Source organism: Listeria cornellensis FSL F6-0969 (genome assembly GCF_000525855.1).
Classification (GTDB): domain Bacteria; phylum Bacillota; class Bacilli; order Lactobacillales; family Listeriaceae; genus Listeria_A; species Listeria_A cornellensis.
This window is the reverse complement of record NZ_AODE01000004.1, coordinates 168,305-192,509: the sequence shown is the minus strand read 5'-3', so window position 1 is coordinate 192,509 and position 24,205 is coordinate 168,305. Positions and strand designations below refer to the sequence as shown.

Sequence of the window (24,205 nt, the reverse complement as noted above, 5' to 3'; positions counted from 1 at the left end):
TCCCTATGCTTGTTCCAACATCCCAAATCCAATACCAGTAAGCGAACCAAGGCCATCACTAACAATGTGATCTAGCATATATTTTGGGGCTTCTATTTCTAAAAGGCCTATAGAGCATGCAACGTACAAATCGTAATGTAGAACTACAGTCTTTTTCATATCAATAGGTTTTATACTCATTTTACCCATGTCTTCAGATAAAAAATCGCCATATCGATTTTTAAGCTTAGAATAGATATTTCTTTTTAGCAGACTTTCGAATTCGTCATCGGTGTAATCATAAAACCAATCCTTATATGTTTCTTGATTATGATCTCTACAAACTATCGGAGAGAGCGTTCTCAGAACAACGCTCGATCCTACAATTTCTTTTTCCGGTAACACGTCTACTTTTTGAATTTGTAAATGGCTTTGATCAGACATTTTTATTTTTTGCCATTTCAAACTTGTAAATGCATTATAAAAAGGAATCGCTAGTCGTACATTACCTGTAGAGAAATTAATAATTAATTCCTTTCCAGAAACTATAATCTCTTTATTAGTAAATCGTGCATTTTTAAAATACACCGAGAATGTAAAATCTTTTTGTTTATTTGCTTCATAGAGATATTTAAAGATATCTGGATGTGTTTTTGATAAACCTTTTTTCATAATCATTAATATTTTACTTCTATAATCTAATGGCATAATTTCATTAGTCAATTGGCAAACTATTTTTAACCTCATGTTTTTCACCTCCTTACTTTTATTTCAATCCACATTTGTGTTAAAATGAATTTATTGGTAGTATATTTATACATTTTTGTTGACACTTTTGTTGGAAGTGATGTTGTAGCATCTACTCCCAACAAATCAACAGAATCTATACCACTATCATCTACTCTACCTGAACTTTTAGCATGATGTAAAGTATTAGAAGGAATACAACTAATACTAGAATCCTAATCAGATTTGGGGTGGGTCGTCTACTACCTACCCTACTATCTTTTACTCCACTTACGTTTGTTTCAATCCACACGATCATCCTATAGCAAACGATAATAATCATAGCTCCTAATCCTCGCTCTAACATTTTTTCACCACCTTCTCAAATAAATAATCCTATGTAATTAAGAAACTTTGATTATATCAAAGTTATCTTTTCATATATCACATATGATGGATTTATCTTAACACGTAAGTAAAAATAAGACAAGTAGTTTATGGTAAAAATATTTCTATTAAAATAAGCTTGCATCTTTTAAAAAACTAATTTTTCAGTCTTTTTTCTTTAGAAGCTGAATCAGCCTCTTCAAAATGAAATAGATTAAAATGCAAATCAAAGTGCTTAATTACATATTCACATTACAAATTACTTAAATTAAACACACTAACCCATTCTATACTGGTTTAATCGATTTGTCCATTTTCTTTTAATAGGCACCTCTTTATGAAAAAAACTGATTCTTTAAACAGTAGTATTTATTGCTTACGTCAAAATAAGTTTCCCAGCCATATTCTTCTCAATCGACCGGTACGCGCAAATATATTTAACAATTCTATCATAGAAAACATTGATACATGCTTGGATCTAATCAAAGAGTTACTCTCCCATAATTTTTTAATCTGTTCACGAAAATCACATCTACATTATTTCAAAAAAAATCAATTGCAATTCCACGCCTATGATGTTAACCTGTTATTAAAACGAGTTTACAAAAACCTTTTAGAAAGGAGCCAAAAAAATGTACGATATCATAATCATCGGCTCTGGCGTCAGCAGTATCTTCACCATGCTAAAACTAGACACTAACAAAAAAAATCCTCGCCATTGATGCAGGACCTAGCATAGAAGACCGCCTTGTAAAACCTTCCACCACCGGTTTTGGCGGTTTAGGTTTATCGGAAGGAAAGTATAATTTTTCCCCCGACTTAGGTGGCAATTTAAGTAGCAAAATCGGAGAAAACTTGGTAACTCAGTATTTATCAGAAGTGGAAGATATCATCAATACGTTTGGTGGCCAATCAGCATTAACCTACCAATCCCATGCAGATATCCAAAATGATTCCTCCATCCAATTCTTAGATTGCCCAACAAAGCACCTAGGCACCGAGCTTTCGAAAGAAGTGTATAACAATATATTTTCACACTTATCTACTAAAATAGAATTCCTTTTTAACAATGCAGTAACCAATATGGAGAAAACCGACGATACATTCCGCGTCACAACATCAGAAAATCATATTTTCCACGCAAAAAAAGTCATTGTTGCCACCGGTTCAAAAAAGAATCCACTCCTGAACAATAGTTTTGCAAAATTAGGGCTTACATATCAGAAAAAGAGAGTCGACATCGGTTTCCGTATCGAAATGTTAAGTGAAACATTTGATGCCATACTTCAAAACAATCTGGAAGTCAAAATGCGAAGTGGCAATCTATACAGCTACTGCATGAACAAATTTGGGCGGGTCATAAAACGTAATCTGCATGGTCGCGTGACGCCTGAGGGGCAGAATGCTAGAGAGGATAAACCAAGCAAGAACCTAAACTTCACACTTTTCCGTCCTTATTATTTTGATAACGAGATAGAAATGAACGCTTTTCTCGATTCTCTATTCTCTAAAATCAACCAAAATCAAGATAGAATAATTGGTTATCCGCTTTCTTCGTTGTCCAGAGAATTTGAACCGGACAAGGAAATCCAAGGCACGGTAACATATGAATCGGACTTCTCGGCTGACATTATTTTAGAGGACTTATTGAAAGAAACGATCGCTTTTTTTCATCACTTAGAACGTAGTATGCAGTCTAAAATAGATGGAAATACCTTATTATATTGCTACGACACGAAGGATTTCGGGCCGGAGATACATACCAATATTGATTTCGAATCTGATATCCCTAACCTCTACTTTATAGGTGATTGCTCAGGCGCCACGCATTCACTGTCACACGCAGCTTGCAGTGGGCTATATTTAGGCGAAATTCTACGCTAAAAAAGGTAGTGCATTCACGGCTTTTCGCTCCATGAATGCACTACCTTTATTCTGACCTTTCCTCAAAAAAAACACCCAATTTCTCAGGTGTCTCCGTCTATTACTTCAAAATCAACTTCCCAGCCACTTGCTTTTTATCAATCAACTGATGCGCGCCAATCACGCCGCGTAGATCGAATGTCAGCACTTCCGCTGTTTTTAGTTGTAATTTATGCGCGCGGTACAAATCAGCCAAGTATCCTAAAGCTTCTTTGTCCTTCATGTCTTTCGAACGCTTCATACGGATAGCTTTCACTTTCTTCTCGTCTGCATTTTCTGGCAAACTGGTTAGCGAAACATAGCGTCCGCCTCTTTTCACGTAGTGTAGTCCTTCTGCTGAACCTTTACCGCCAAAACTCATGTCCAGCACAACGTTCGCTTTGTTATGCAACACTTGGGATAAATCATCCTGATCATAAGAAAAAACGTGGTCAGCGCCTAATGCACTCACGTAATCCGCATTTTTACTGCTCGCAACACCAATCACTTTGTGTCCTTGTTCTTTCGCGATTTGGACAGCTATCGAACCAACTGCTCCTGACGCGCCGAGAATGATCAGTTTTTCGCCTTTTTTCAGTTTGGCAACTTGAAGTGCGTAATAAGCTGTAATTCCGACTGATGCTAGTCCAGCGGCTTCCTCGATACTCATCTCTTTCGGTTTTTTCACGACGTTGTAGCTCGGAGTCGCGACATATTCGCCGTAACCGCCAATTGCTGGATGGCCAATAACGATATCCCCAACCGCGTAATTCTTCACTTTGGAACCTATTTCGGTAATTTTGCCGACAATGTCACTTCCTGGAACAATCGGAAACTCGAGTGGGCGCATTTTTTGCATCGTGCCTGCTCGTAGTAAGCCGTCATAAGGGTTTACCCCTGCCGCTAAAACCTTGATTACTAGTCCTTTTTCACTTGCTTTTGGTTTTGGTAACTCTAATTCTTCAAATACTTCTGGATCGCCAAACTTTGTAAAACCTAATGCTTTCATCCTGTAAAACCTCCCGATCTGTCTGTTTCAGCCATGTTTTTCGTGCACAGCCTGCTTATTTTTCTTCTTCTGCCGTGAGCCAGTCAATAATTTCGTCCTCTTCGGCTGCATTCACATTGTGCATGACATAAAAAGTTCGCAGCGTCACGTCATCGCTTAATTCTTTAAAATACCGCGCGATTTTTTCGCCTTCCTGAACGGAAAAAACGGCATCATTAACTCCATGCCCGACAAAAATGCGTTTAGGTTTTAATAATAAATTTTTCGGTGCGGTTTCCAAAAAGGCTGGGATTCTCCCGCTTAGGAAAACACCGCCATGATACATGCCACCGTTCTGAACAAACTCAGTCATAGCAACAATACTTCCTTGATCAAAGCCAAGTAAATACATTTTTTTTGCGGTCAATCGATGGGTACTGTTTCACAATCGTTTCGATAAATTCGTGAATGCTGTTTGCTGCATATGTAATCGCCTTCTCACTAGGTTCCCCTTCTGCCACCATTTTATAGTAGGAATATCCTGGACCTTGCTGTACGTTGCCACGAATGCCTACAATGACAAATCGGTCCATCACCGACTCTAAAATGCCTGGTATGTCTAGCTCGTCTGCGCCTGCTCCATGAAGTGTAAAGATGGTTGGAAACGTATCCTCCACCTTCCGATCAATTGGCTCATAAATATCATATGCAAACATAAAACAATTCCCCCGTTACTTCGCTAATTCAGCGATTTTTTTTAAACTCTTCCTCCGTGAGCGTAATGCCTTTGCCCATTTTTTCATTGCCTGGTGACCAATCACGAATATCGTATTTCGGCGCGCGACCGTTCCAACTAATCAGATTGACCTCTCTTCGCCACCCTTTCGAATTCTCCGACAAAACACCAATATGTTCTACGATTTCATATTCAATACTGCTCATCTGCCAAAACTCCTTTATTAAATAATGCCCCATAGTTCATACTAACAGATATTTACCCTCAAATCGCCTCGCAGAATCGTATTTCCCAAAAATCTTTTTATTTTAACTAGAAAAATTGCCGTGGTTGCGTTAGGATGGGATTAGAGACTAGATAGAACGGAGGTTGGATGATGGAAGAGACTCCTCAAGATTTTTTGCTAGATACATGTTTATTGGCGGGAAAAATTATGATGGAAAGCGGTGCGGAGATGTACCGCGTGGAAGATACGATGAGTCGGATTGCAGAGGCTGGCTCGGAGTCGAAAGGGATTAGTTTTGTGACGCCGACTGGTATTTTTATGGCTTTGCAAGGTGGGACTGCCGTGAAAATGGAGCAGATTCCAACGCGGACAATTAATTTGGAGAAGGTTTCTAAGGTCAATGATTTGTCTCGTGAGTTCACCATGAAAAAGATTTCATTAGGGCAATTTTATACAAGATTACGTTCGCTCGACAAAGATGTGAAATTCTTCCCAATTTGGTTACAGATTGTGGCTGCCGCGGTTGTAAGTGGAACGTTGATGATGATTTTTGGTGGTGTTTGGAAGGACTTGATTACGGCCTGTATTATCGGGGCGATCGGCTTTGTGATTTTTTATTATGGGACGGAATTTTTCAAGGTAAAGTTTTTAGCGGAGTTTTTAGCTGCATTTACGGTTGGGTTGTTAGCCGTTTTGACGATTTCGATTGGCTGGGGCGTTAGTTTGGATAAGATGATTATCGGTGGTGTGATGCCGCTCGTGCCAGGGGTTCCGATTACGAACGCGGTGCGCGATTTGCTTGCGGGACATTTATTATCTGGAATGGCACGCGGGACAGAAGCGTTGATAACAGCAGGGACGATTGGAATTGGGATCGCCGTTGTATTTCGGTTTTTTGGATAACGAAGTGCTGAAACGGCCCGCTCTGCTCCGACAAAAACTGGAGCGGTCGCAAATAGAAATTAAGGAGGTAAAATCAAATGTTTTGGACTATAATCATGCAACTGGCTTTCAGTTTTCTGGCCACACTTGCATTCGCTATCATCACCAATGTTCCCCGCCGATCGCTCATTGCTTGTGGTCTAACGGGTACATTTGGCTGGATGACCTATTGGACTTTAATGCATCTCGACGCTGGCACAACGATGAGTACACTCGCTGGGGCTTTTGTCGTCGCCATTGCTAGCTTCTTCTTTGCAAAATCAAAAAGGTTACCTGTCACGATTTTTAACGTTCCAGGCATTGTTCCGCTTGTGCCTGGTGGTCTCGCCTACCAAGCTGTTCGAAATTTTGTACTTGGGGATTATCTCGAGGCCATCTCATTCTCTGTTCGTGTTGCTTTAGTTGCGGGTGCAATTGCTGCAGGATTGGTACTTTCAGAGGTTTTGAACCATAGTATTCGGCGTTTTCGCGAACATAAGGAGAATATCTAATTATGAAGGAGAGGTGATAACAATGCTATTTGTCTTAAAAAGATTCACGCCAACATCTGAATATAAATTCATTGGAACACTGTCAAAATTAGAGTCTATAAAAAACACAGATAACTCTATGCACCTGATCAAAGAAGTTTTAGAAGAATATGATCATGCCTTTCGTAATTTAGTAAACCGATAATACCAAAATAAAAATTCGGCGACGCGTCATTAACGAGGCATCGCCGAATTTTTCTATACGAAGGAATTCACTCGATTATTTTTCGTGAATTTGTAACTCGCAATGCAGAAGAACAGCAAGGCGTAGCCCAGTATAATCGCGATGTTCAAGCTAATCGAAGCCAAGTCGCCATTTTGTTGTAATGTCGTAATCGCGTTCATCACCCAATATTGTGGCAGGAATTCCGCGATTTTTCGCATGAAAGCGGGCATGATTTGAACCGGGATAAGCGCGCCGGAAAGTAGACTCGTTAGTGTAAATAGAATCATTTGTAATCCGCTGACACTTTTTCTGCTCGTCGCTGTGAATCCGAGTGCCAATGATAACAAGACCGCCATGATTGAGAACACGAACAACACACCGAATAGTGCGAAGTAGGATACGCCTGGATCGATATCAAACACAAATCGCATTGCCGTTAAGCAAATCACGACCTCCGTCACAACGACGGCAAGCGCGAACAAGGCATTTCCGAAGAGATACGCTTTGCTACTGAGCGGTGTTGACATCAACCGATAAAATGTGCCATCTTCCTTCTCCTGTAAAATGAGTTCTCCCAGATTTCCCGCTGCATATAACAACATCATACATAGAAAACCGAGGATTTGCGTCGACATCATTAGCACAACATCGTGTTGATTACTCGTCGTTTTTTTGCGTCACACTGATTTCTGACTGATCAAAAGTCGTGGCATACTTCGCAAAATCTTGCCCACCTTTTTCACTCGCCTGAATCATCGTCATTATATTACTGAGCGAGGCATCAACCGCTCGCTTCACTGTGTTATTCACCGCATCGCCCTGCATCGATTTCACCTTAATTTGTTGCGGATCCAGTGCCGCGATACTTTTTTCTGAGCCTTTCTCAAAAATCACCAGCGCATCCAATTGTCCGCCGGTCAGCTTCTTATCTCCAGCCGCCTTCGAAACAGACTGCACGGTGTCGCTATCCTGTTTCATCCACGTCACCATTTGGCTCGTATAAACGCCTGGGTCCTCATTTACCAAACCAATTTTCAGCGCTGTCGTCCCTGATTGCGCCCCATACGAAAGAAAATAGATCAAAATACTCAAGATTGGCAAACCTATAATCATGATTAATTTCGCCTTGTTTTGCGTGAGATTTTTTAAATTATGCCTGAATATCCAACCAACTTGCCGCATCTTAATACACTTCCTTTCGTCTAATCCACAGGCTCATTCCGACAACAAGAACCGCTGTTATCAACAGGTTCACGCCTATCGGAAATACCGCCGCTGCTACATCATGATTATACAATACATCCCTGACACCAATCCGAACCCAGCCAATCGGCGATAATTTCGACATCAAGCCATCGCCAGTCGGGAAATACGCACCACCCAAAAAGGCAAATACTTGTATCAAAATAGTCGCAGCACCATTCGCCGCCGGATTCCCATTACTAAACACGTCGACCGCCATACCAATCGCCACCGACAAGAACAATAAACTAAAATAAATCACAAAAATAACAAGCGCGTACTTACCCCAATGAACCCCGAAAAACAAATCCGAAATCACCATCAGTAAAATGAGTGACACCGTTTGCATAAAAATCGCGCCTAGAAAATTCCCAATAATCGCGGTGGACTTCTTAATCGGCGCAATAAAAAGCCTCACATCCGTATGCCGCACCTTCTCCTCACGGAACACATTAATCCCGCTATTAATTCCAAACATCATCACCATCGCAATCATGGCAATCGCATAATATTCAAAAGCACTAATATTATTCCCCGAAGCCAATTTCTCCACTTGAATCGCCGAATCCGAGGCTTTTGGAGGGTTCTGCAAAACGCTAGCCTGCATCGGGTCTACTTTTATAATTGTGCTCGCCAATCGATACTGCGACGTAAAGCCATCCAAATAGCCATCCAGCACGCTCATCTCAATCTGACTCGGAGAATTCGTCGTTACCGTCAAATCATCCTTCACGTCCACAAAACCAACAGCATCCCCATTCGCCACCGCATCTTTGCCAGCCTTCGCACTGTCCGCTTCCTTAAACGTCACCTGCTTCCCACTAGCCTCCGTCGCAAACTCACCGAACGCCTTGCCAACCGGACTATCCTTTTGCACCGTGTATTCCACCGTCATCTTATCTAGCTCCACATCGCTACTAAAGGCATCCTGCAACACACTTCCCAACACCAAAATCAACGCCAACGGGAAAATCATCATATAGAGAAAATAGCCCTTGTCACGCAGCGTCAGCTTGATTGCCTTCAACATTATATGAAAAATCATCATCACAAGCTCAACTTCCTCTCTAATCCCGTAATTTTCGGCCCGTCAAATTCAAAAAGACCGTTTCCAAATTCAGCGTTTGCTGGTTCATCTCCATCACTTCTACCGACTGTCCAATCAGCGCCTCTAAAACTGCGTTCAAATTGTTTACTTCACTGTTAGACGTGATGCTAAGCACATTGCCCTCCATCACATCCACCACCAAAATCCCGGAAATAGCCCGCAACGCATCCAAATCAATTTTCGACGCATCATCCACAACTAAACGCATCTCTTTCCGATCCGAAACAAGGCTCACCAACTGCTCCTTCGTGCCTTCCGCGATCACTTTTCCATGGTCAATAATCGAAATATAATCACACAACTCCTCGACTTCTTCCATATAATGACTTGTGTAAATAATCGTACAACCCGACGCATTCAACTTCTTAATCGACTTCAAAATATAATTCCTAGACTGCGGATCTATTCCAACAGTCGGCTCATCCATAATAATCAGCTCCGGTTTATGCGCAATTGCACACGCAATATTGAGGCGCCGCTTCATGCCGCCCGAAAAAGTCCCAGGCTTATCCTTCGTCTTATCCGCCAAACCAACAAACTCCAACGCCATGTTCGCAGCCGCATCCAATTCCTTTCCACGAAGCCCATAAAGCCCAGCAAAAAAGCGCACATTCTCAAACGCCGACAAATCACTATAAAGCGCAATATCCTGAGGTACCAAGCCAATCCGCTGCTTAATTTCCAAACTATGCGTCTCCTGCTCCTCCCCAAACAAACGAATCTGTCCGCTATCCTTCTTCAAAAGCCCACATAAAACACTAATCGTCGTACTTTTCCCAGCACCATTAGGCCCAAGCAAACCAAAAATCTGCCCCTTTCTTATCGTCAAATCCAGATTATCAACGGCAATATTCTTATCAAACTTCTTCGTTAACTGCTCAATCTCCACGATTTTCATGACATTCCCTCATTTCCATTATGCCAAAAATAATTTCTAAATCAGCATGACAATTTTAATCCAGTCCATTTTATAAAGCAAATATAGCACATTTCCACTCACAAAAAAAATCGCCCACCCAAATTCAGGTAGGACGACTCGACGCTTATTAGTTAGAAACAGGTACGACTGCACCCTTCCATTCTTTTGTGATGAAATCTTGAATTTCTTTAGACTGTAAAACTTTCACCAATTCTTTAATATCCTTATTATCTTTATTCTTCTCTTGTGCTGCAACGATATTCACGTAAGGAGAATCTGTTTTCTCAATCGCAATCGCGTCATTCTTAGGGTTCATGCCTTGATCTACTACAAAGTTCGAGTTGATCGCCACAATATCGCCCTCTTCATTGTTATACGCCGTCATCAGATAACCAGCATCCACATCGTATTTAAATTTAACATTCTTTGGATTTTCAACGATATCATCAAAAGTCACATCTTGACGCTTCACGCCGTCTTTTAGTTTAATCACGCCATTGTCTGCTAAAATACCTAGCACACGCGGCCAATCCGATTTACTATTAGACATGATAACTTGCGCATTTTTCGGTAGGTCGTCTAACGAATCAATCTTCTTAGAATAAAGGCCCATTGGCTCGATATGAATTCCGCCCATGTTCACGAATTTGTAGTCTTTTTCCTTCATTTCTAACTCCATGTAAGGAATCGTTTGGAAATAGTTCGCATCCAAGTCACCTTCATCTAACGCCACATTCGGCATTACATAGTCCGTGTACTTTTTAATATCTAAATTAATACCTTTTTTTCGCTAAAATAGGTTTCGCTTTTTCTAAAATGACAGCATGCGGTGAGTTAGATGCACCAATAACAAGCGTTGTTTCTTTGTCGCCACTCGCATCATCTTTCGAACCTCCGCCACAAGCCGCTAAAACTAATACCAATGTTAGTGTAAATAATCCTAATAAAACTTTTTTCATCCGTTAACTCCCCTTTTCTTATCGTTTGTCGACCCATTTGGTCAAGATGTCCCCAATGAACTGGAAAACAAATACTATAATTAAAATAATAATAGTTGCAACTAATGTGACAGCTGGTTGGGCCCGTTGGAAACCTTCTAAATAAGCCGCGTTTCCGAGTCCACCTGCACCGATAACACCCGCCATAGCCGTAAAGCCAACCAGTGAAATCGCCGTCACGGTAATTCCTGAAATGATTGCTGGTAGTGCTTCTGGAATCAATACCTTACCAATAATCGTGAATAGGTTCGCACCCATCGCTTTTGCTGCCTCAATAACGCCCTTATCCACCTCACGAAACGCGATTTCCACCATTCGTGCATAAAATGGAGCCGCTGAAATAATCAAGGCTGGTAGCGCCGCTTTAGGTCCGATAATCGTACCAACAAGCGTTTTTGTCATCGGAAGTAGTAACACGATTAAAATAATGAACGGAATCGATCGGAATATGTTAACCAAAATCGCCGTTATCCAATAAGCCGTCCGCGATCCCGCGTCCTTTTTACGATTCGTCAAGAATAAAACGAGCCCCAACGCCAAACCTAGGAAAAAGACAGCGAACAGCGAAATAATCGTCATGTAAAGCGTTTCCTCCGTGGCTGTTTTCATCATGTCCCAATCTACATTTGCAAAATACCCTGTAGAATCGTTCATCCTTCAATCACTTCCGTTTCTATCTCAAGCTCGCGTAACCGGGTGATTGTGGCATCAACTTGCGATTCCTCACCTTGAATTTGAATATATAAAGTCCCGTACGCCCCATTTTGTGTTTGCGTCAGGTTCCCGTGTAAAATATTTAGTAGCACCTTATTATCTTGCGCTACTTGTGAAATAATTGGTTGCGTCGCTTGCCCACCAACAAAAAGTAACTTCACAAGCTTACCTTCCGAATAGTTTTCCAGCAACAAGTGAATCAATTCTTCCGTCTCATCCGATTCGGTTACTTGGCGCACAAATCGTTTTGTCACCGATTCTTTCGGATGTTGGAATACTTCAATAACATCCCCCAGTTCGACCACACGACCCGCTTCCATGACCGCCACACGATTACAAATTTTGCGAATAACGTGCATTTCGTGCGTAATCACAATAATCGTCAAGTTCAGACGGCGATTAATGTCTAGCAGTAGCTCCAACACTTCATCCGTCGTTTGCGGATCAAGCGCAGATGTCGCCTCATCACAAAGCAATACTTTCGGATTATTCGCAAGCGCCCGTGCAATCCCAACACGCTGCTTCTGACCACCACTTAGCTCAGACGGATACGCATCTTCCTTCCCTTCCAAACCAACAAGCCGAATCAATTCATTCACCCGAAAACGCCGCTTCTCGCCACGCACTCCCGCAATCTCCAGTGGAAACGCGATATTATCATACACCGTACGCGACCAAAGCAAATTAAAATGTTGAAAAATCATCCCGATTTGCTGACGCGCCTTACGCAATTTACTCCCTCTAATTTGGGAAATAAACAAATCATCCACTTCCACCGTGCCTTCTGTTGGCAACTCCAAGCCATTAAACATCCGAATCAGCGTACTTTTCCCAGCGCCAGAATACCCAACGACACCAAAGATTTCACCTTCTGCGATGTCCAAATTAACATCATCCACTGCTCTCACATTGTTTTTCCGAGTCTTATAATCCTTCGCAACACTTTTAAGCCTTATCAAAGTAAACTCCACCCTCAATCTTTTTCTAAAAAACAAAAAAACCTCTCTTGCCACTTGAGCGAAGAAAGGTGTAATTACATGCATAATTTACGCTTTTCTCTCATCTCTCAGAGTCTGACACTCTGCATGATTTAGCACCTTGCAATGGATAAAATCAGTCATCCACTTAGGTTGCCGGGTTTCTTCGGGCATATCCCTCCACCACTCTTGATAAGATTATTTTTTAGACGCATTCACTTACGCGCCTTGTGTTTATTAATATTACATGTTTTTAGTCGGATTTGTCAAGATTCAGTCTCGATTTTATTTTGAAAAGCCTAACTCCATCATTTTTTTAGCATCTGTTGTTCGTTTATCATCCGTTTCACTACCGAGTGTAATCGAGATTACCCGCTCTCCATTTTGAACCGCCGTTCCCACAAGACAATAGCCAGCTTGATCTGTATATCCAGTTTTCAAACCGTCCATCCCGCTTATCTCATCTTCTTGCAGCACTCCGTTCGTCGTATGAATCGTATCTCCTTTTTTTTGTCACATAATCCGTTCGCGATGTCGTATCCAGCACCTCCGGATAATCATTCAACAATTTCTTCGTCAAAATCATCAAATCCGCCGCCGTTGATACCGACATCTCACCATCTTTATCCAAGCCACTTGCACTGCTAAAATGCGTCTTCTTGGACATGCCAAACTGTTTTGCCCTCGCGTTCATTTTCTCCGTGAAATTCTCCGGGGCAACTCGCTCAGCTAAAGTCTCGGCCGCATCATTTGCCGACATAATCAACATCGCCGAAAATAAATCCTGTACCGTATAATATTTCGTTCCCGTCTTCGCATATAGGCTCACCGCCTGCGGATCATCCAATCGTCCCAGCGGCAACATCTCATCCCAAGAAAGGACCTTTGTATGTATCGCCTCTAAAACTAAATAAGTCGTCATTAATTTCGTTATGCTAGCAATTGGAACTGCCCGACTCGCATCTTTCGCAAAAAGTTCCTTCTCCTGTTTCGTATTCATAACAAGTGCGTTTGTAGCCCCAATCGATGGCGTAGCACGAATGTCTCTTCCTACTAAAACAAAAACTAAAATAGCAACTATCGTCAAACAAGCAAGAATTAAGATCAATGTCTGTTTTTTCATAATTTCCCCTCCTGCTTACATCTTATCTAAAAATGATAAAATGGAGAGTAAGAAATTAGAAAGAAAAGCTTAAGATTCAGCGCATAAAATGACAGTTTTGTAAGAAAACTAGCCGTCACGCGCTGAATCTCAAAAATATACTATTATATCACATACGAAAACACCATTCATTAGCTCTCACTAATTGGTAATTTCACAGTAAATGTCGTTTTCCCTTTTCTACTCGTAGCGAAAATATGCCCGCCGTGCCGCTCGACAATCGACTTCGCAATCGCTAAACCAAGTCCAGTGCCCGTTGTTGTACGATTTTTATCGATTTTATAAAAACGTTCAAACAATTGTGGTAAATCACCAGCCGGAATCTCCGCACCATAATTGGAAACCTCAATAATCGCCATACCCGCTTCTTTTTTCGCGCTGATATCCATTTTCTTCCCAGACGCACCATATTGGAGCGCATTCGAAAACAAATTCTCAAATAAACGCATGATTTGCATACCATCACCCATGATTTTCAAGTTCTCTACGGTATACATTTCAACAATCCGCACCTCTTGTTCGGCAGCAGAACGCTCATACTCCGAAACAAGCTGACGAAGTAATTCCACCATGTCAAGCGTATCCTCTTTAATCTGAAATTCTGGACTCTCAAGCCGTGTATAATCAAACAAGTCATCGATAAGTTTATGCAATCGCAGTGCCTTGCCATACACTAATTCCGTGTAATGACGCAATTCCACTTCATCACGATACCGATCCTCATGAATATAGCTCAAATAACCCAATATGGAAGTCAACGGCGTACGTAAATCATGCGACACATTCGTAATCAAATCATTTTTTGCCTGCTGCGCCTCTTGCTCCTGCTTGATAAGTTCCGCCTGATGACCACGCATTTTTTCGATACTTTCCTCCAACTGCACAATCTCAGGAATCAAACTCTCCTGCTCCATCGGCTGATCTTGAAGAATCGCCATATTAATCTGCCGCAACTGTTTTCTAAGTAAATTCTGCTTAAAAAGCCAATAGAAAAAAAAAAGAAAAAATACGAGCGCCACACCAATCATACCGAGATATTTCAACATGATAAGCCATGGTGAATTCAGTAATTTGTCATAGCGACCGTAGCCGAATAAATAAATAAAACTCTTCGTTGTTCCAGTCAATACAACCGAATCTTGTGTTACCGAAACAAGCCACAAACCGATACTCCGCAATGCCACAAAACTAGCAAACCAAGAAAGCACCGCTAAAATAATGATTTGCAGTGGGTGCAATTGCCGCCAAATTCGCCACACTAGCTGCTTAAACTTCAATTTTATAACCTACTCCCCAAATGGTTTTGATCACATTTTCTCCGTCCATCGCTTCCTTCAACTTATCGCGCAAATTACTGATATGCACCATAACCGTCTTACTCGCACCTAGCGCCTTCTCGTGCCAAAGTCGCTCAAAAATCAGCTCGGAACTAAAAACACGACCCGGCTCATTCGCCAGCAAAAATAAAATATCAAATTCCGATGTCGTCAAGTGTAAGTCCTTGTCGTTCACCATCACTGTATGCAATTCTCGATCAATCACAATTGGTCCTAAAATAAGCTGATTCAGCGGCGTACCACCCACATTTCCCTGCTTCATCAACTGCACTCGTCGCAAAATCGCCTTCACACGCACCGACAACTCTAGCGGATTAAACGGCTTCACCATATAATCATCCGCACCAGTCAAGAGTCCCATAATTTTATCATTATCCTCGGCCTTCGCACTCAGCATCAAAATCGGCGTCGTAATACCCTCCTGGCGCATTAAACGGCAAACCTCTAAGCCATCCATTTTTGGCATCATAATATCCAGTACAACCAAGTCCAGTTGCTCTTTTTGCACCGTTTCCCATACCTGCGCACCATCGTACGCATAATGAATCGTATAGCCCTCATTCTGAAGATATAATTTCACTAAATCTACAATTTCCTTATCATCATCCGCGATTAAAATCGATGTCATTCTCTCGCCACCTCACTTTTCGTTTCACATACACGTATTGTAACATAAAGGCTCACATCATTTCGTTAAAATTCGCTCTTGCTCCGGCTCCAAATGAATCAACACCTGCGCCTTCGCATAAAAATCATAAATCTCCTTCTCAATCACATCACAAAGCGAATGCGCCTGTTCGATTGTCTGGTTATTCGCCACAACCAAATGAAAATCAATATATTCCTGCGCACCAGCACGACGCGACCGAAAATCATGGAACTCAATAAAATCCGCCTGATGCGTCATAATAATCCGCTTAATCTCCGCTTCCTCACTCGGCGACAAACGCTTATCCATGAGCGGCGGGAACGACTCTTTCAACAACTTCCCAGCCTCATACATAATATAAAACGCCGTCAAAATCGCGATCACCGGATCCAGCCATAACCAGCCCGTTAAATGAACGAGCAACAAACTAAACGCAATCCCAAGCGACGTAAACACATCCGTATACAAATGGAGCGCGTTCGACTTCATCGCCACTGAATTCTCCTTATCCGCCGCCTTCTTAATCACCCTAGAAACCACAATATTCACCGCTGCCCCAAACAACATCACAGCAATACCAAGCCCTGGAAACCGAATCTCATGCGGATTCAAAAATTTATTCATCGACTCATAAATAATCCAAATACCCGCAACAAAAATAAGCAACGTCTCAATCGTCCCAGCGATATTCTCTGCCTTCCCATGCCCATATGGATGATCATCATCTGCCGGCCGGTTCGAAATCCGAATCGAGAAAAAAGTAATCACCGACGCAAACAAATCCATCGACGAATGCACCGCCTCCGAAATAACCGCAACCGAGCCCGTCAAAAACCCCACAATAAATTTCAAAATAACGATAACAAAATTACTTATTACCGATAGAATAGTCAAATTAGAATTACTCATCATTTACCCCCGTTAACATAAATAACTACCTAAAGTATAGTACCACACCTCTTTCTTGTGGGTCTATAGCAATCTTTTTTAGGTAGCTCATTTCTATATCGGGTGTGAAACTTTGTTGGACAGGCGAAACAATCACACATGTTCATTTTCGGGGAAAAACATGTTCTCAAACGTGGCCAATAAGAATAATTTAACCGCCTCATACGACATATTATCTTGAATAAGTTGCGCTGTAATCGACTCATAATCCGCTTTATAGTAATCCGATTCCAACAATGATATAAGCACCTTCTGGCATGCAAAGCCAATCTCCGCAGAAGGATTCTGTTCCACATCAACAGCAAGCTCTTTTTGCACATCTAAAAAAAGCGAGCGCATCGTCTCACTTTTTAAATCTACATGCTCGGCTATCTTATGCAAATCGTACAAATGCCTCGATAGCCCCATGCTATTACATTTCACATAATGATCCATCACAGCAAAAACTTTATCGATATAGGTTCGCTCTATCGACTGGACTTTCATTGAAAATGGTTTCAACTCAGGAAATACCTCTGCTAAATCGATTCTATCTATAGATTCCAGATATTCAAAAATATAATTAGAAATCCGCTTTTCCACAACAGGATAAGGCACATAATGCGCAAAAGTCTCAATCAGAAGATGTTCCTTTAATGCATGATTGGGCCGCAAATTATCAAAATAAATCTCGTAACAATTAAACCGTCTCCGCGACATAACCCTATCCGGATTAGCTAACTCTAAGCCCAAATCAGCAATCATCGCTATAATACATTCCTTACTCCGCTTCAATTCCGTATTCTTCAACCTGGCCACAAACGTAAGATCAATATCCTCAGAAAACCGATCTATCACATGGTACGCTTTCGATAATGACGTGCCACCTTTAAAAACAATATCTGGCAACCGTTCGCTCAACTCTCTCAATAGCATCGACACATAATAATCTTTCTCTACAATAGCTTCTGATAACGATTTATAGCCGCACCCGTCGCAATGATAAGTTGCTCAAATGTCTCTTTGTCCTCGAATAAGTGCATGATATAACCCCTTTTCAATTAATTCTTTCGATGTTTTACTGGGATACTTAACAATAATTTCAATAATCTCGGCTTCCGATAAAGTGACGTCCCCTAAATAAGCTTTAAGTCGCTCTATCATGATTTCTTTCGGTACTTCATTGTAGGAAACCTTATCTGTCAATAAATCAAACACTTGCAGGACTTTATAATTCTCAAACGTAATTGGAACACGCGCCTTTTTCAACGTTAACTGCGTATTTTTCAACGTCACCGTTCTTTTTTTACTCGCATTATTTTCCGTTACAATTTCAAGCACAACAGGAACTTGTGTCGTTAGATGCAATTCATTCGCCAATGCAAGCCCCGAAAAATAACCATACCGCTCCGTTTTATCTTGAATATATTTCCTTTCAATCACGACTCGCTCACTAACTTGCGTGTTCTGCTGCAACATTTCGTTCCATTTCGGAAAATAATAAACGCCATCACAAAAACGCGCTATCTCCTTTTTCTCCACTAACCGATTAATATTTCTGCGCAAGCTATCCGGCTTCAATCCAAAATTCTGCTTACTCATATTCGTCGTCACAATCGGTTCATTATAACCATATTCATCCAACAAAATCTCTCTTATCGCCATCTTCTCCACCTCCGCGCCCTCATTCTTCTTAAGTATACAATATTTAAACAAAAAAAGTAAAAAATTCGAGACAAAAAAAACTCAGAAGCTCCCACTCCTAAGTTCCCTCACTCCTTCAAAAAATCATAAACCTCCATCATATTTCCCATTCGATAACTCGTCCCCGCGAGTTCCCCGTCCCTAAACACTAGCAACACCGGCACATTCGTAATCGCCCAACGCTCCGCCAACTCCGGAACATAGTTCAAATCCATTTTGCCAATTGTAAGCTCTGGTATCGCCTCATCCGCCAAGTCCACCAATTTCATCGCTTGCTGACACCCTAAACACATCGGCGTGAAGAAATACACCGCAAAATTTTCCCGAGTATCCAGTCTCGCCATCAACTGCTGCTTATTCCAAATATCTACCAAATCCAATCCCTCCAAGAAGAAAACCCCGTCGCATAATGCAAGCAGGGTCTTCTATGTATCACCATTAGTCTAATGTTTTTTCGTAATCTTCCGCCGAAAGTAATGCCGCAACTTGAGCCGCGTCCGCATCTTCCACTTTCAACAACCAACCCGCATCATACGGTGCTGAGTTAAGTAGTTCTGGCGCATCCTCTAATTCCGCGTTTACTGCCACCACTTTACCAGTAATTGGCGCGTAAAAATCAGATACTGTTTTAACAGATTCAATACTTCCAATCGAATCGCCTTGTGTAATCGTGTCGCCCACTTCTGGTAACTCAACGAAAACGATGTCGCCTAGTTGATCTTGCGCAAAGTCTGTAATCCCGATAACGAAATTTCCCGCATCATCTTTCACCCATTCGTGCTCTTCTGAATAACGTAAATCTTTTGGTAAACTCATCTTAATAAATCCCCCTTCAAGTCCATATTTACTTCCAGTTTTCTACAAATTCGCTTTCCTTGAAACCAAGTGTCACTTTTTTGCCATCTGTAACGATTGGTCTCTTAATTAGTTTACCATCTGTAGCCAGTAATGTAAACGCTTCATCCTCTGTCATTTGCTCTACTTTATCTTTTAAGCCCATTTCGCGATACAAAATGCCACTTGTATTGAAGAAACGGCGAATTCCTAGGTCACTATTTTTAAACCATTTTTGTAATTCCTCTTTTTTCGGTGGTGTTTCAATCATGTCTACTTGATTATAAGCCACATCGTTCTCATCTAGCCACTGTTTTGCTTTCTTGCATGTCGAACATTTCGGATACCAGTAAAAAGTAATCATATTTGTTTTTCCCTCCCAAATTTGTAGTGCTCCCCTTATCATAATGGATTTCGATTGCAATAACAAATAATTCCCTGAAAAATACATAAAAAAAATTACCTAATCCGAATCTTCCAGACAAGGTAATCTATTCTATTCCGCGAGCTTCTCTTCTTTCACCGTAAACATCGATTTCTGGTAATTGTATCTAATCCCTAGAACCAGACCAATCGCCATCATATTCCCCAGCAGCGCACTTCCTCCGTAACTAATAAACGGCAATGGAATACCTGTAATTGGTAGCAGTCCGATGTTCATCCCCACATTCTCGAAAACGTGGAACATAATCATCATGACAACGCCTGTACAAATATACGAATAAAACGGAATCCCAATATCGAGCGCCACACGAATAATTTGGTAAATCAACAAGAAATAAATCGCTAGCAAAATACTAGCACCAATGAATCCAAAATCGCCACCAATGACTGTGAAAATAAAATCATTATGGTTTTCCGGAATTGCGATGGCATTGTAACCCGCGCCGTTTCCGCCAATTTGGCCAGAACCAATGGCTGTCATCGCTCGCAATACTTGATAACCGCCGCCTTGAGGATCTGATTCCGGATTAATCCACGTATGAATTCGCTCAAATTGATAGGATTTAAAACCTAATTTTACGAGCCAGCTCTCATGATAGAGCACTAAGTATAGTAGTGTGCCGCCAACAGCAACAATCGAGCCGTAGATTGGCACAATTAGTTTCCACGTGATACCTGATACGAGAATCATCCCAGACATAATCGCGATGAAAACAAGGCCTGTTCCTAAATCGGGTTGCAGCATAATTAAACCAATGGGGATAATCGTGATGATTCCCATTTTCACCAATAATAGGAAATCAAATTTCACTGTATGCATCTTATATTTCCGATTATGATCCCAAATTACTTTTGCGAGGGTGATAATAAGGATAACTTTCACGACTTCCGATGGTTGAAGGCTTCCTAAAAACGGAATGATAATCCAACTTTTTGCGCCGTTTATTTCTTTTCCGAAGAATAATACGAAAACTAACATTAAAAGACCGATTCCATAAAAATAGTAGGCCCATTTGGTCAACCGTTCATAATCCAATTGCATAATAACGAAAATAGCAAAGCCACTGACTACAAACCACACAGCTTGTTTCATGACGAAGTTGGCGTTGTATTGTTCATTTGTTAACTGCGCGCTATAAATCGAAATCATACTGATAACGCATAATAACATGAGTGATAACACAATACCATAATCGATTCTCGCAGATATTTTGTTTTGCGAATTCATTCTTAACGCTCCTTACTGGATGGAATAAGTTATTTTTTCCAAACCTCTGTTACTTTCCATACAGTTCTAAAATTTATAAATCCATTGCTTTTGGCGCATTGTAACGTACAGATAATACAAGGCCAATCGCCATTAAACTCCCCAAAATGGCACTCCCGCCATAACTAACAAATAACAGCGGAATCCCCGTAATCGGCAACATACCGATTGTCATCCCAATATTTTGTAACACATGAAAGAAAATCATCGCTACGACGCCTGTACAAATATAGGAATAAAAAGGAATTCCCACATCCAAAGCGACACGAATAATTTGGTAAACTAATAAGAAGTATAACACAATTAAGACGCATGCACCAACAAAGCCGAAGTCCCCGCCGATAATTGTGAAAATAAAATCATCTAAGTCCTATTCTGTCTAAGTCAACCCTTCTATTATATAAAATTTCAAGCGAGATAGGAAGCTTTTTCATCAAATTCTAACAGGAAAAAAAAACGGCTCCAGAGAACAAAACAAGGTGCTGTCTTGGTTTCCTAGAACCGGCTTTATAAATCTTTAAATTATCTTTAACTTTATGAATGAAATTTCGTCGAGGCGATTGGCAAAACGCGTAATCCGCGCTCGGTCGGATGGATCTCTGCTTCGATTTTGAAAATATCGCGTAACAGGGGTTTCGTGAAAACTTCTTCGGGTGTGCCTGTTTTTTTGATGGCGCCTTCTTCGCACACAATCACATGATCGCTGTATCCTGCTGCTTGGTTTAGATCGTGCAGGACGAGAATGATCGACATGTTGAAATCTTGATTTAGTTGCTTTAAAAGGTCCAGTAATTCGAGTTGATGCGAAATATCGAGATACGTTGTCGGTTCGTCTAACAGCAGAATTGGTGTTTTTTGTGCGAGTGCCATCGCAAGCCAAGCGCGTTGTTTTTCGCCGCCTGAGAGCGTGTGTAGTGGTCGATACGCAAGTTCTTCTAGGTTGCAAACATTCATCGCCCAATCGACAGCAAGTTCGTCCTCTTTTTCCATCGTGCCAAGCCATGATTTATACGGCATCCGGCCATAGCTGACGAGATCGCGAACGACGACATCGATTAAGCCGTCCGGTGACTGGGAAAGCATCGTCATTTCGCGTGCTAATTTTTTCGCACTGATGGCGTCGATATCGGTACCATGAAGCATGATTTTACCTTCGTTCGGTGCTAGGAGGCGCATGATCAAACGTAAAATGGTGGATTTACCTGAGCCATTTGGACCGATAATCGTGGTTATTTTGCCTTCTGGGATTTCAAGCTCGAGGTTCTGGATCTCGAAGGAACGCTTGCGAATGAAAGTGACGTTTTGTAGCGTTGTGATGGCAGTCATGATGCAACCCTCCCTCTTTGTAGTAGGAATAGGAAGAACGGTGCGCCGATCATGGCTAGCAGGATGCCGACGGGTAGTTCGATGGAGCCGAACCAGCTGCGCGCGGCCGTGTCTGCGAACCCGACGAGTAAAGCGCCGCCGATTGCTGACATTGGCAGTAAGTAGCGATAGTCATTGCCGATAATGAGTCGGAAAATGTGCGGGACGACGAGTCCGACAAAGCCGATGAGACCTGCAACGCTGACTGCGACGCCGCTTAGGAATGCCGCCAACATGATGATGAAAAATCGGTGTTTCTCGACGGAATACCCGAGTAGTTTTGCCGCGTCGTCACCTAGTAGTAGGACATTGGACGAGCGAATCGCGAAGATGCTGAGTGCGAATCCGACGAGCATATATGGCAAAATCAGATTGAGATGGTACCAGCTTTTTCCGGATAGCGTACCGGTCATCCAGGAAATGATGCTTTGGACGCGGTTGCTGTAAAGGACCATGATGCCTGATGTCATTGCACCGATGAAAGCATTGATAGCGACACCTGATAAAATAACGCGTAATGGTGCTACGCCTTTATCCCAGGCGACAGCATAAATAAGTAACGCGGTACCGAATGCGCCGAGAAACGCGCCTAATGGGACGAATTGGCTCAGGGACGGTAACACGATAGTAAGGATGATAGCGACAAGCCCACCACCAGCCGAGACGCCGATAACGCCTGGATCAGCGAGTGGGTTTCGCATCACGCCTTGTAGTAAGCAGCCTGCAATCGCGAGTGCGGCCCCAACAAGAAACGCGAGGAACATCCGCGGCAAACGTAGATTCCAAATGAGCTGCGTGGAAAGGTCATCGCCATGCCCCATTAATGTTTGCCAAACCTCAGCGTAGCTCACTTTCACTGAACCAGTCGTTAAGCCATAAAAGAACACGACGACGAGCAGTAGAATCGTGACGATAAATGTGATGATTCTTCTTTTTTTACGTGGATCATGCATTATTTACTAACCTGATTCAGTTCATTTGCCATGTAATCGAGCGCTTTTGTAATACGGATACCAGGATTTGTACCGAAAAGATCAGCAGGAAGCACGACGATATTGTTTTTTTTCACAGCAGTCGTGGAGTTCCACGCATCGTTTTGCTTCATTTCTTTTTGGAACGCGAGCTCAGTTTCCTTTTCATCGCCACCATGGATCATCAAGAAAATGACCTCTGGATCTGATTCGACGATTTTTTCAATATTCAAAGATGCATATTGTGGAAAATTCTCGACCCCTTTAAAATCCTTCGCTACATTGACGCCGCCAGCTTTTTCGAGGATATCCCCGCTAAGCGAATTCGGCAATGCTGCGTAATTACTGCCCGGCGCGCCGAGTATGAGTAACGCACGAACTGCCTTTCCTGTTTGTTCTTGCTTTATTTCAGCGACTTTCTGATCGATTTCTTTTTGTAAATTAGTCGCATCTTTTCCGAGTAATTGAGCCAAAATCGCTTCTTGTTTCTTAATTTCATCGATGGAATTGGCCCCTGTCAAAACGACCTGCGCGCCAATCCCTTCAAGGGCTGGCACGTCTTTCAAATTCTGCTCGGAGCTCGCGATGATAACGTCTGGTGTCAAGGATGCAATTTTCTCCAAGTTCAAATCATGCGTATTGCCGACTTCTGTTGCTTTTAACGCCGCACTTGGTTCCACGCCACTGGCATCCATCGTTTGGCGCCCGATAACCGAGCCTCCAAGCGCGTAAACAATTCCCATATCAGAATTGGTAAGTGTAATTATTCGTTCCGGTTTCTTTGCAAAATGGACGGTTCTGCCCGCCATATCAGTAATCGTTAAAACAGCTGCCTCCTCGGATACCTTTTGTTTGCTAGTTTTTTCACTAGTGTTTCCAGAAGAACCAATCTCCTTAGGTCCGCATGCCGCCATTAAAACGAGAAGTAATGAAAATAGACTTATACATAGAATTTTTTTTCATGCTTTCCTCCTTTTCACGCTCCCTTCTATTGTACTAAAAATC

Annotated in this window: 28 protein-coding genes, 2 pseudogenes and 1 riboswitch; of the genes and pseudogenes, 3 read left to right on the top strand and 27 right to left on the bottom strand. The window is 41.8% G+C overall.

Going from position 1 to position 24,205, the window contains the following annotated elements:
• Window positions 1-3 precede the first annotated feature (3 nt).
• Entirely contained in the window at window positions 4-726 is a 723-nt protein-coding gene (gene cas6, locus PCORN_RS01440; protein ID WP_036076882.1) for a CRISPR-associated endoribonuclease Cas6, read from the bottom strand.
• Window positions 727-1,947: 1,221 nt separating this feature from the next.
• Between cas6 and PCORN_RS16935 the strand changes: the two genes are divergently transcribed.
• Window positions 1,948-2,976, top strand: coding sequence for a hypothetical protein (locus PCORN_RS16935; RefSeq protein WP_051999161.1), 1,029 nt, complete (start codon window positions 1,948-1,950; stop codon window positions 2,974-2,976).
• A 100-nt stretch (window positions 2,977-3,076) separates the two neighbouring features.
• Here the strand turns inward: PCORN_RS16935 and PCORN_RS01425 are convergent, their stop codons facing one another.
• From PCORN_RS01425 to PCORN_RS01415, 4 genes are read right to left on the bottom strand one after another with little or no spacing between them, the layout of a single operon-like run.
• A complete protein-coding gene (locus tag PCORN_RS01425) occupies window positions 3,077-4,003 on the bottom strand; it encodes an NADP-dependent oxidoreductase (RefSeq protein WP_036076873.1) in 927 nt (308 codons plus the stop codon).
• 55 nt (window positions 4,004-4,058) lie between these two features.
• Entirely contained in the window at window positions 4,059-4,355 is a 297-nt protein-coding gene (locus PCORN_RS18065; RefSeq protein WP_051999160.1) for an alpha/beta hydrolase, read from the bottom strand.
• A gap of 19 nt (window positions 4,356-4,374) precedes the next feature.
• The gene (locus tag PCORN_RS18060; protein ID WP_051999159.1) at window positions 4,375-4,698 is read right to left on the bottom strand and encodes an alpha/beta hydrolase; all 324 of its coding nucleotides are present in this window, start codon (window positions 4,696-4,698) and stop codon (window positions 4,375-4,377) included.
• Between the two features lie 28 nt (window positions 4,699-4,726).
• Window positions 4,727-4,924: a YdbC family protein gene (locus PCORN_RS01415; protein ID WP_036076872.1), complete on the bottom strand. Its 198-nt coding sequence runs from the start codon at window positions 4,922-4,924 to the stop codon at window positions 4,727-4,729.
• Between the two features lie 170 nt (window positions 4,925-5,094).
• On the opposite strand from PCORN_RS01415, the gene PCORN_RS01410 reads away from it, so the two are divergent.
• Window positions 5,095-5,847, top strand: a complete 753-nt coding sequence (locus PCORN_RS01410) for a threonine/serine exporter family protein (protein ID WP_036076869.1) — start codon at window positions 5,095-5,097, stop codon at window positions 5,845-5,847.
• Between the two features lie 77 nt (window positions 5,848-5,924).
• Complete coding sequence (locus PCORN_RS01405; protein WP_036076866.1) at window positions 5,925-6,377, top strand: threonine/serine exporter family protein; 453 nt, start codon at window positions 5,925-5,927, stop codon at window positions 6,375-6,377.
• A gap of 237 nt (window positions 6,378-6,614) precedes the next feature.
• Here PCORN_RS01405 and PCORN_RS20670 read toward each other — a convergent pair whose 3' ends face one another.
• The 22 genes and pseudogenes from PCORN_RS20670 to PCORN_RS01300 form a co-directional block, all read right to left on the bottom strand.
• On the bottom strand, window positions 6,615-7,220 hold the full coding sequence (locus tag PCORN_RS20670; RefSeq protein WP_077913739.1) for an ABC transporter permease: 606 nt from the start codon (window positions 7,218-7,220) through the stop codon (window positions 6,615-6,617).
• A 19-nt stretch (window positions 7,221-7,239) separates the two neighbouring features.
• The gene (locus PCORN_RS20665) at window positions 7,240-7,764 is read right to left on the bottom strand and encodes an ABC transporter permease (RefSeq protein ID WP_036076865.1); all 525 of its coding nucleotides are present in this window, start codon (window positions 7,762-7,764) and stop codon (window positions 7,240-7,242) included.
• Window position 7,765: 1 nt separating this feature from the next.
• Complete coding sequence (locus tag PCORN_RS01390; RefSeq protein ID WP_241433035.1) at window positions 7,766-8,872, bottom strand: ABC transporter permease; 1,107 nt, start codon at window positions 8,870-8,872, stop codon at window positions 7,766-7,768.
• 19 nt (window positions 8,873-8,891) lie between these two features.
• The gene (locus PCORN_RS01385; protein WP_036076864.1) at window positions 8,892-9,830 is read right to left on the bottom strand and encodes an ABC transporter ATP-binding protein; all 939 of its coding nucleotides are present in this window, start codon (window positions 9,828-9,830) and stop codon (window positions 8,892-8,894) included.
• A 148-nt stretch (window positions 9,831-9,978) separates the two neighbouring features.
• Window positions 9,979-10,810: pseudogene (locus PCORN_RS01380) on the bottom strand (MetQ/NlpA family ABC transporter substrate-binding protein).
• A gap of 18 nt (window positions 10,811-10,828) precedes the next feature.
• The gene (locus tag PCORN_RS01375; RefSeq protein WP_036076863.1) at window positions 10,829-11,503 is read right to left on the bottom strand and encodes a methionine ABC transporter permease; all 675 of its coding nucleotides are present in this window, start codon (window positions 11,501-11,503) and stop codon (window positions 10,829-10,831) included.
• Window positions 11,500-12,522, bottom strand: a complete 1,023-nt coding sequence (locus PCORN_RS01370; protein WP_036076862.1) for a methionine ABC transporter ATP-binding protein — start codon at window positions 12,520-12,522, stop codon at window positions 11,500-11,502. The genes PCORN_RS01375 and PCORN_RS01370 overlap by 4 nt, the downstream gene beginning before the upstream one ends.
• 97 nt (window positions 12,523-12,619) lie before the next feature.
• A riboswitch (SAM riboswitch) is annotated at window positions 12,620-12,739 on the bottom strand.
• A gap of 86 nt (window positions 12,740-12,825) precedes the next feature.
• Window positions 12,826-12,990, bottom strand: a complete 165-nt coding sequence (locus PCORN_RS20660) for a hypothetical protein (protein WP_277620141.1) — start codon at window positions 12,988-12,990, stop codon at window positions 12,826-12,828.
• A 10-nt stretch (window positions 12,991-13,000) separates the two neighbouring features.
• Window positions 13,001-13,663: a D-alanyl-D-alanine carboxypeptidase family protein gene (locus tag PCORN_RS01365; RefSeq protein ID WP_277620140.1), complete on the bottom strand. Its 663-nt coding sequence runs from the start codon at window positions 13,661-13,663 to the stop codon at window positions 13,001-13,003.
• A gap of 170 nt (window positions 13,664-13,833) precedes the next feature.
• On the bottom strand, window positions 13,834-14,985 hold the full coding sequence (locus PCORN_RS01360) for a sensor histidine kinase (RefSeq protein ID WP_420912008.1): 1,152 nt from the start codon (window positions 14,983-14,985) through the stop codon (window positions 13,834-13,836).
• Window positions 14,969-15,667 (bottom strand): response regulator transcription factor, encoded by a 699-nt coding sequence (locus PCORN_RS01355; RefSeq protein ID WP_036076860.1) that lies wholly within the window; start codon window positions 15,665-15,667, stop codon window positions 14,969-14,971. Before PCORN_RS01355 ends, PCORN_RS01360 begins: the two co-directional genes overlap by 17 nt.
• Window positions 15,668-15,724: 57 nt before the next feature.
• Window positions 15,725-16,597 (bottom strand): cation diffusion facilitator family transporter, encoded by an 873-nt coding sequence (locus PCORN_RS01350; RefSeq protein ID WP_036076858.1) that lies wholly within the window; start codon window positions 16,595-16,597, stop codon window positions 15,725-15,727.
• Window positions 16,598-16,729: 132 nt separating this feature from the next.
• A complete protein-coding gene (locus PCORN_RS01345; protein WP_241433041.1) occupies window positions 16,730-17,551 on the bottom strand; it encodes a nucleotidyl transferase AbiEii/AbiGii toxin family protein in 822 nt (273 codons plus the stop codon).
• 75 nt (window positions 17,552-17,626) lie between these two features.
• Window positions 17,627-18,280 (bottom strand): DUF6088 family protein, encoded by a 654-nt coding sequence (locus tag PCORN_RS01340; RefSeq protein ID WP_036076855.1) that lies wholly within the window; start codon window positions 18,278-18,280, stop codon window positions 17,627-17,629.
• A 107-nt stretch (window positions 18,281-18,387) separates the two neighbouring features.
• Complete coding sequence (locus tag PCORN_RS01335) at window positions 18,388-18,693, bottom strand: thioredoxin family protein (RefSeq protein WP_051999156.1); 306 nt, start codon at window positions 18,691-18,693, stop codon at window positions 18,388-18,390.
• Between the two features lie 64 nt (window positions 18,694-18,757).
• Window positions 18,758-19,135 (bottom strand): glycine cleavage system protein GcvH, encoded by a 378-nt coding sequence (gcvH, locus tag PCORN_RS01330; protein ID WP_036076851.1) that lies wholly within the window; start codon window positions 19,133-19,135, stop codon window positions 18,758-18,760.
• Between the two features lie 28 nt (window positions 19,136-19,163).
• Window positions 19,164-19,517, bottom strand: coding sequence for an arsenate reductase family protein (locus tag PCORN_RS01325; RefSeq protein WP_036076849.1), 354 nt, complete (start codon window positions 19,515-19,517; stop codon window positions 19,164-19,166).
• A 132-nt stretch (window positions 19,518-19,649) separates the two neighbouring features.
• Window positions 19,650-20,825 (bottom strand): rod shape-determining protein RodA, encoded by a 1,176-nt coding sequence (gene rodA, locus PCORN_RS01320; protein WP_036076847.1) that lies wholly within the window; start codon window positions 20,823-20,825, stop codon window positions 19,650-19,652.
• 73 nt (window positions 20,826-20,898) lie between these two features.
• A pseudogene (locus PCORN_RS01315) lies at window positions 20,899-21,228 on the bottom strand (FtsW/RodA/SpoVE family cell cycle protein); the annotation flags it as partial.
• A 170-nt stretch (window positions 21,229-21,398) separates the two neighbouring features.
• Complete coding sequence (locus PCORN_RS01310) at window positions 21,399-22,190, bottom strand: ABC transporter ATP-binding protein (protein WP_036076845.1); 792 nt, start codon at window positions 22,188-22,190, stop codon at window positions 21,399-21,401.
• Window positions 22,187-23,182, bottom strand: coding sequence for a FecCD family ABC transporter permease (locus PCORN_RS01305; protein WP_036076844.1), 996 nt, complete (start codon window positions 23,180-23,182; stop codon window positions 22,187-22,189). Before PCORN_RS01305 ends, PCORN_RS01310 begins: the two co-directional genes overlap by 4 nt.
• Window positions 23,182-24,114, bottom strand: coding sequence for an ABC transporter substrate-binding protein (locus tag PCORN_RS01300; protein ID WP_051999155.1), 933 nt, complete (start codon window positions 24,112-24,114; stop codon window positions 23,182-23,184). Before PCORN_RS01300 ends, PCORN_RS01305 begins: the two co-directional genes overlap by 1 nt.
• Window positions 24,115-24,205 lie beyond the last annotated feature (91 nt).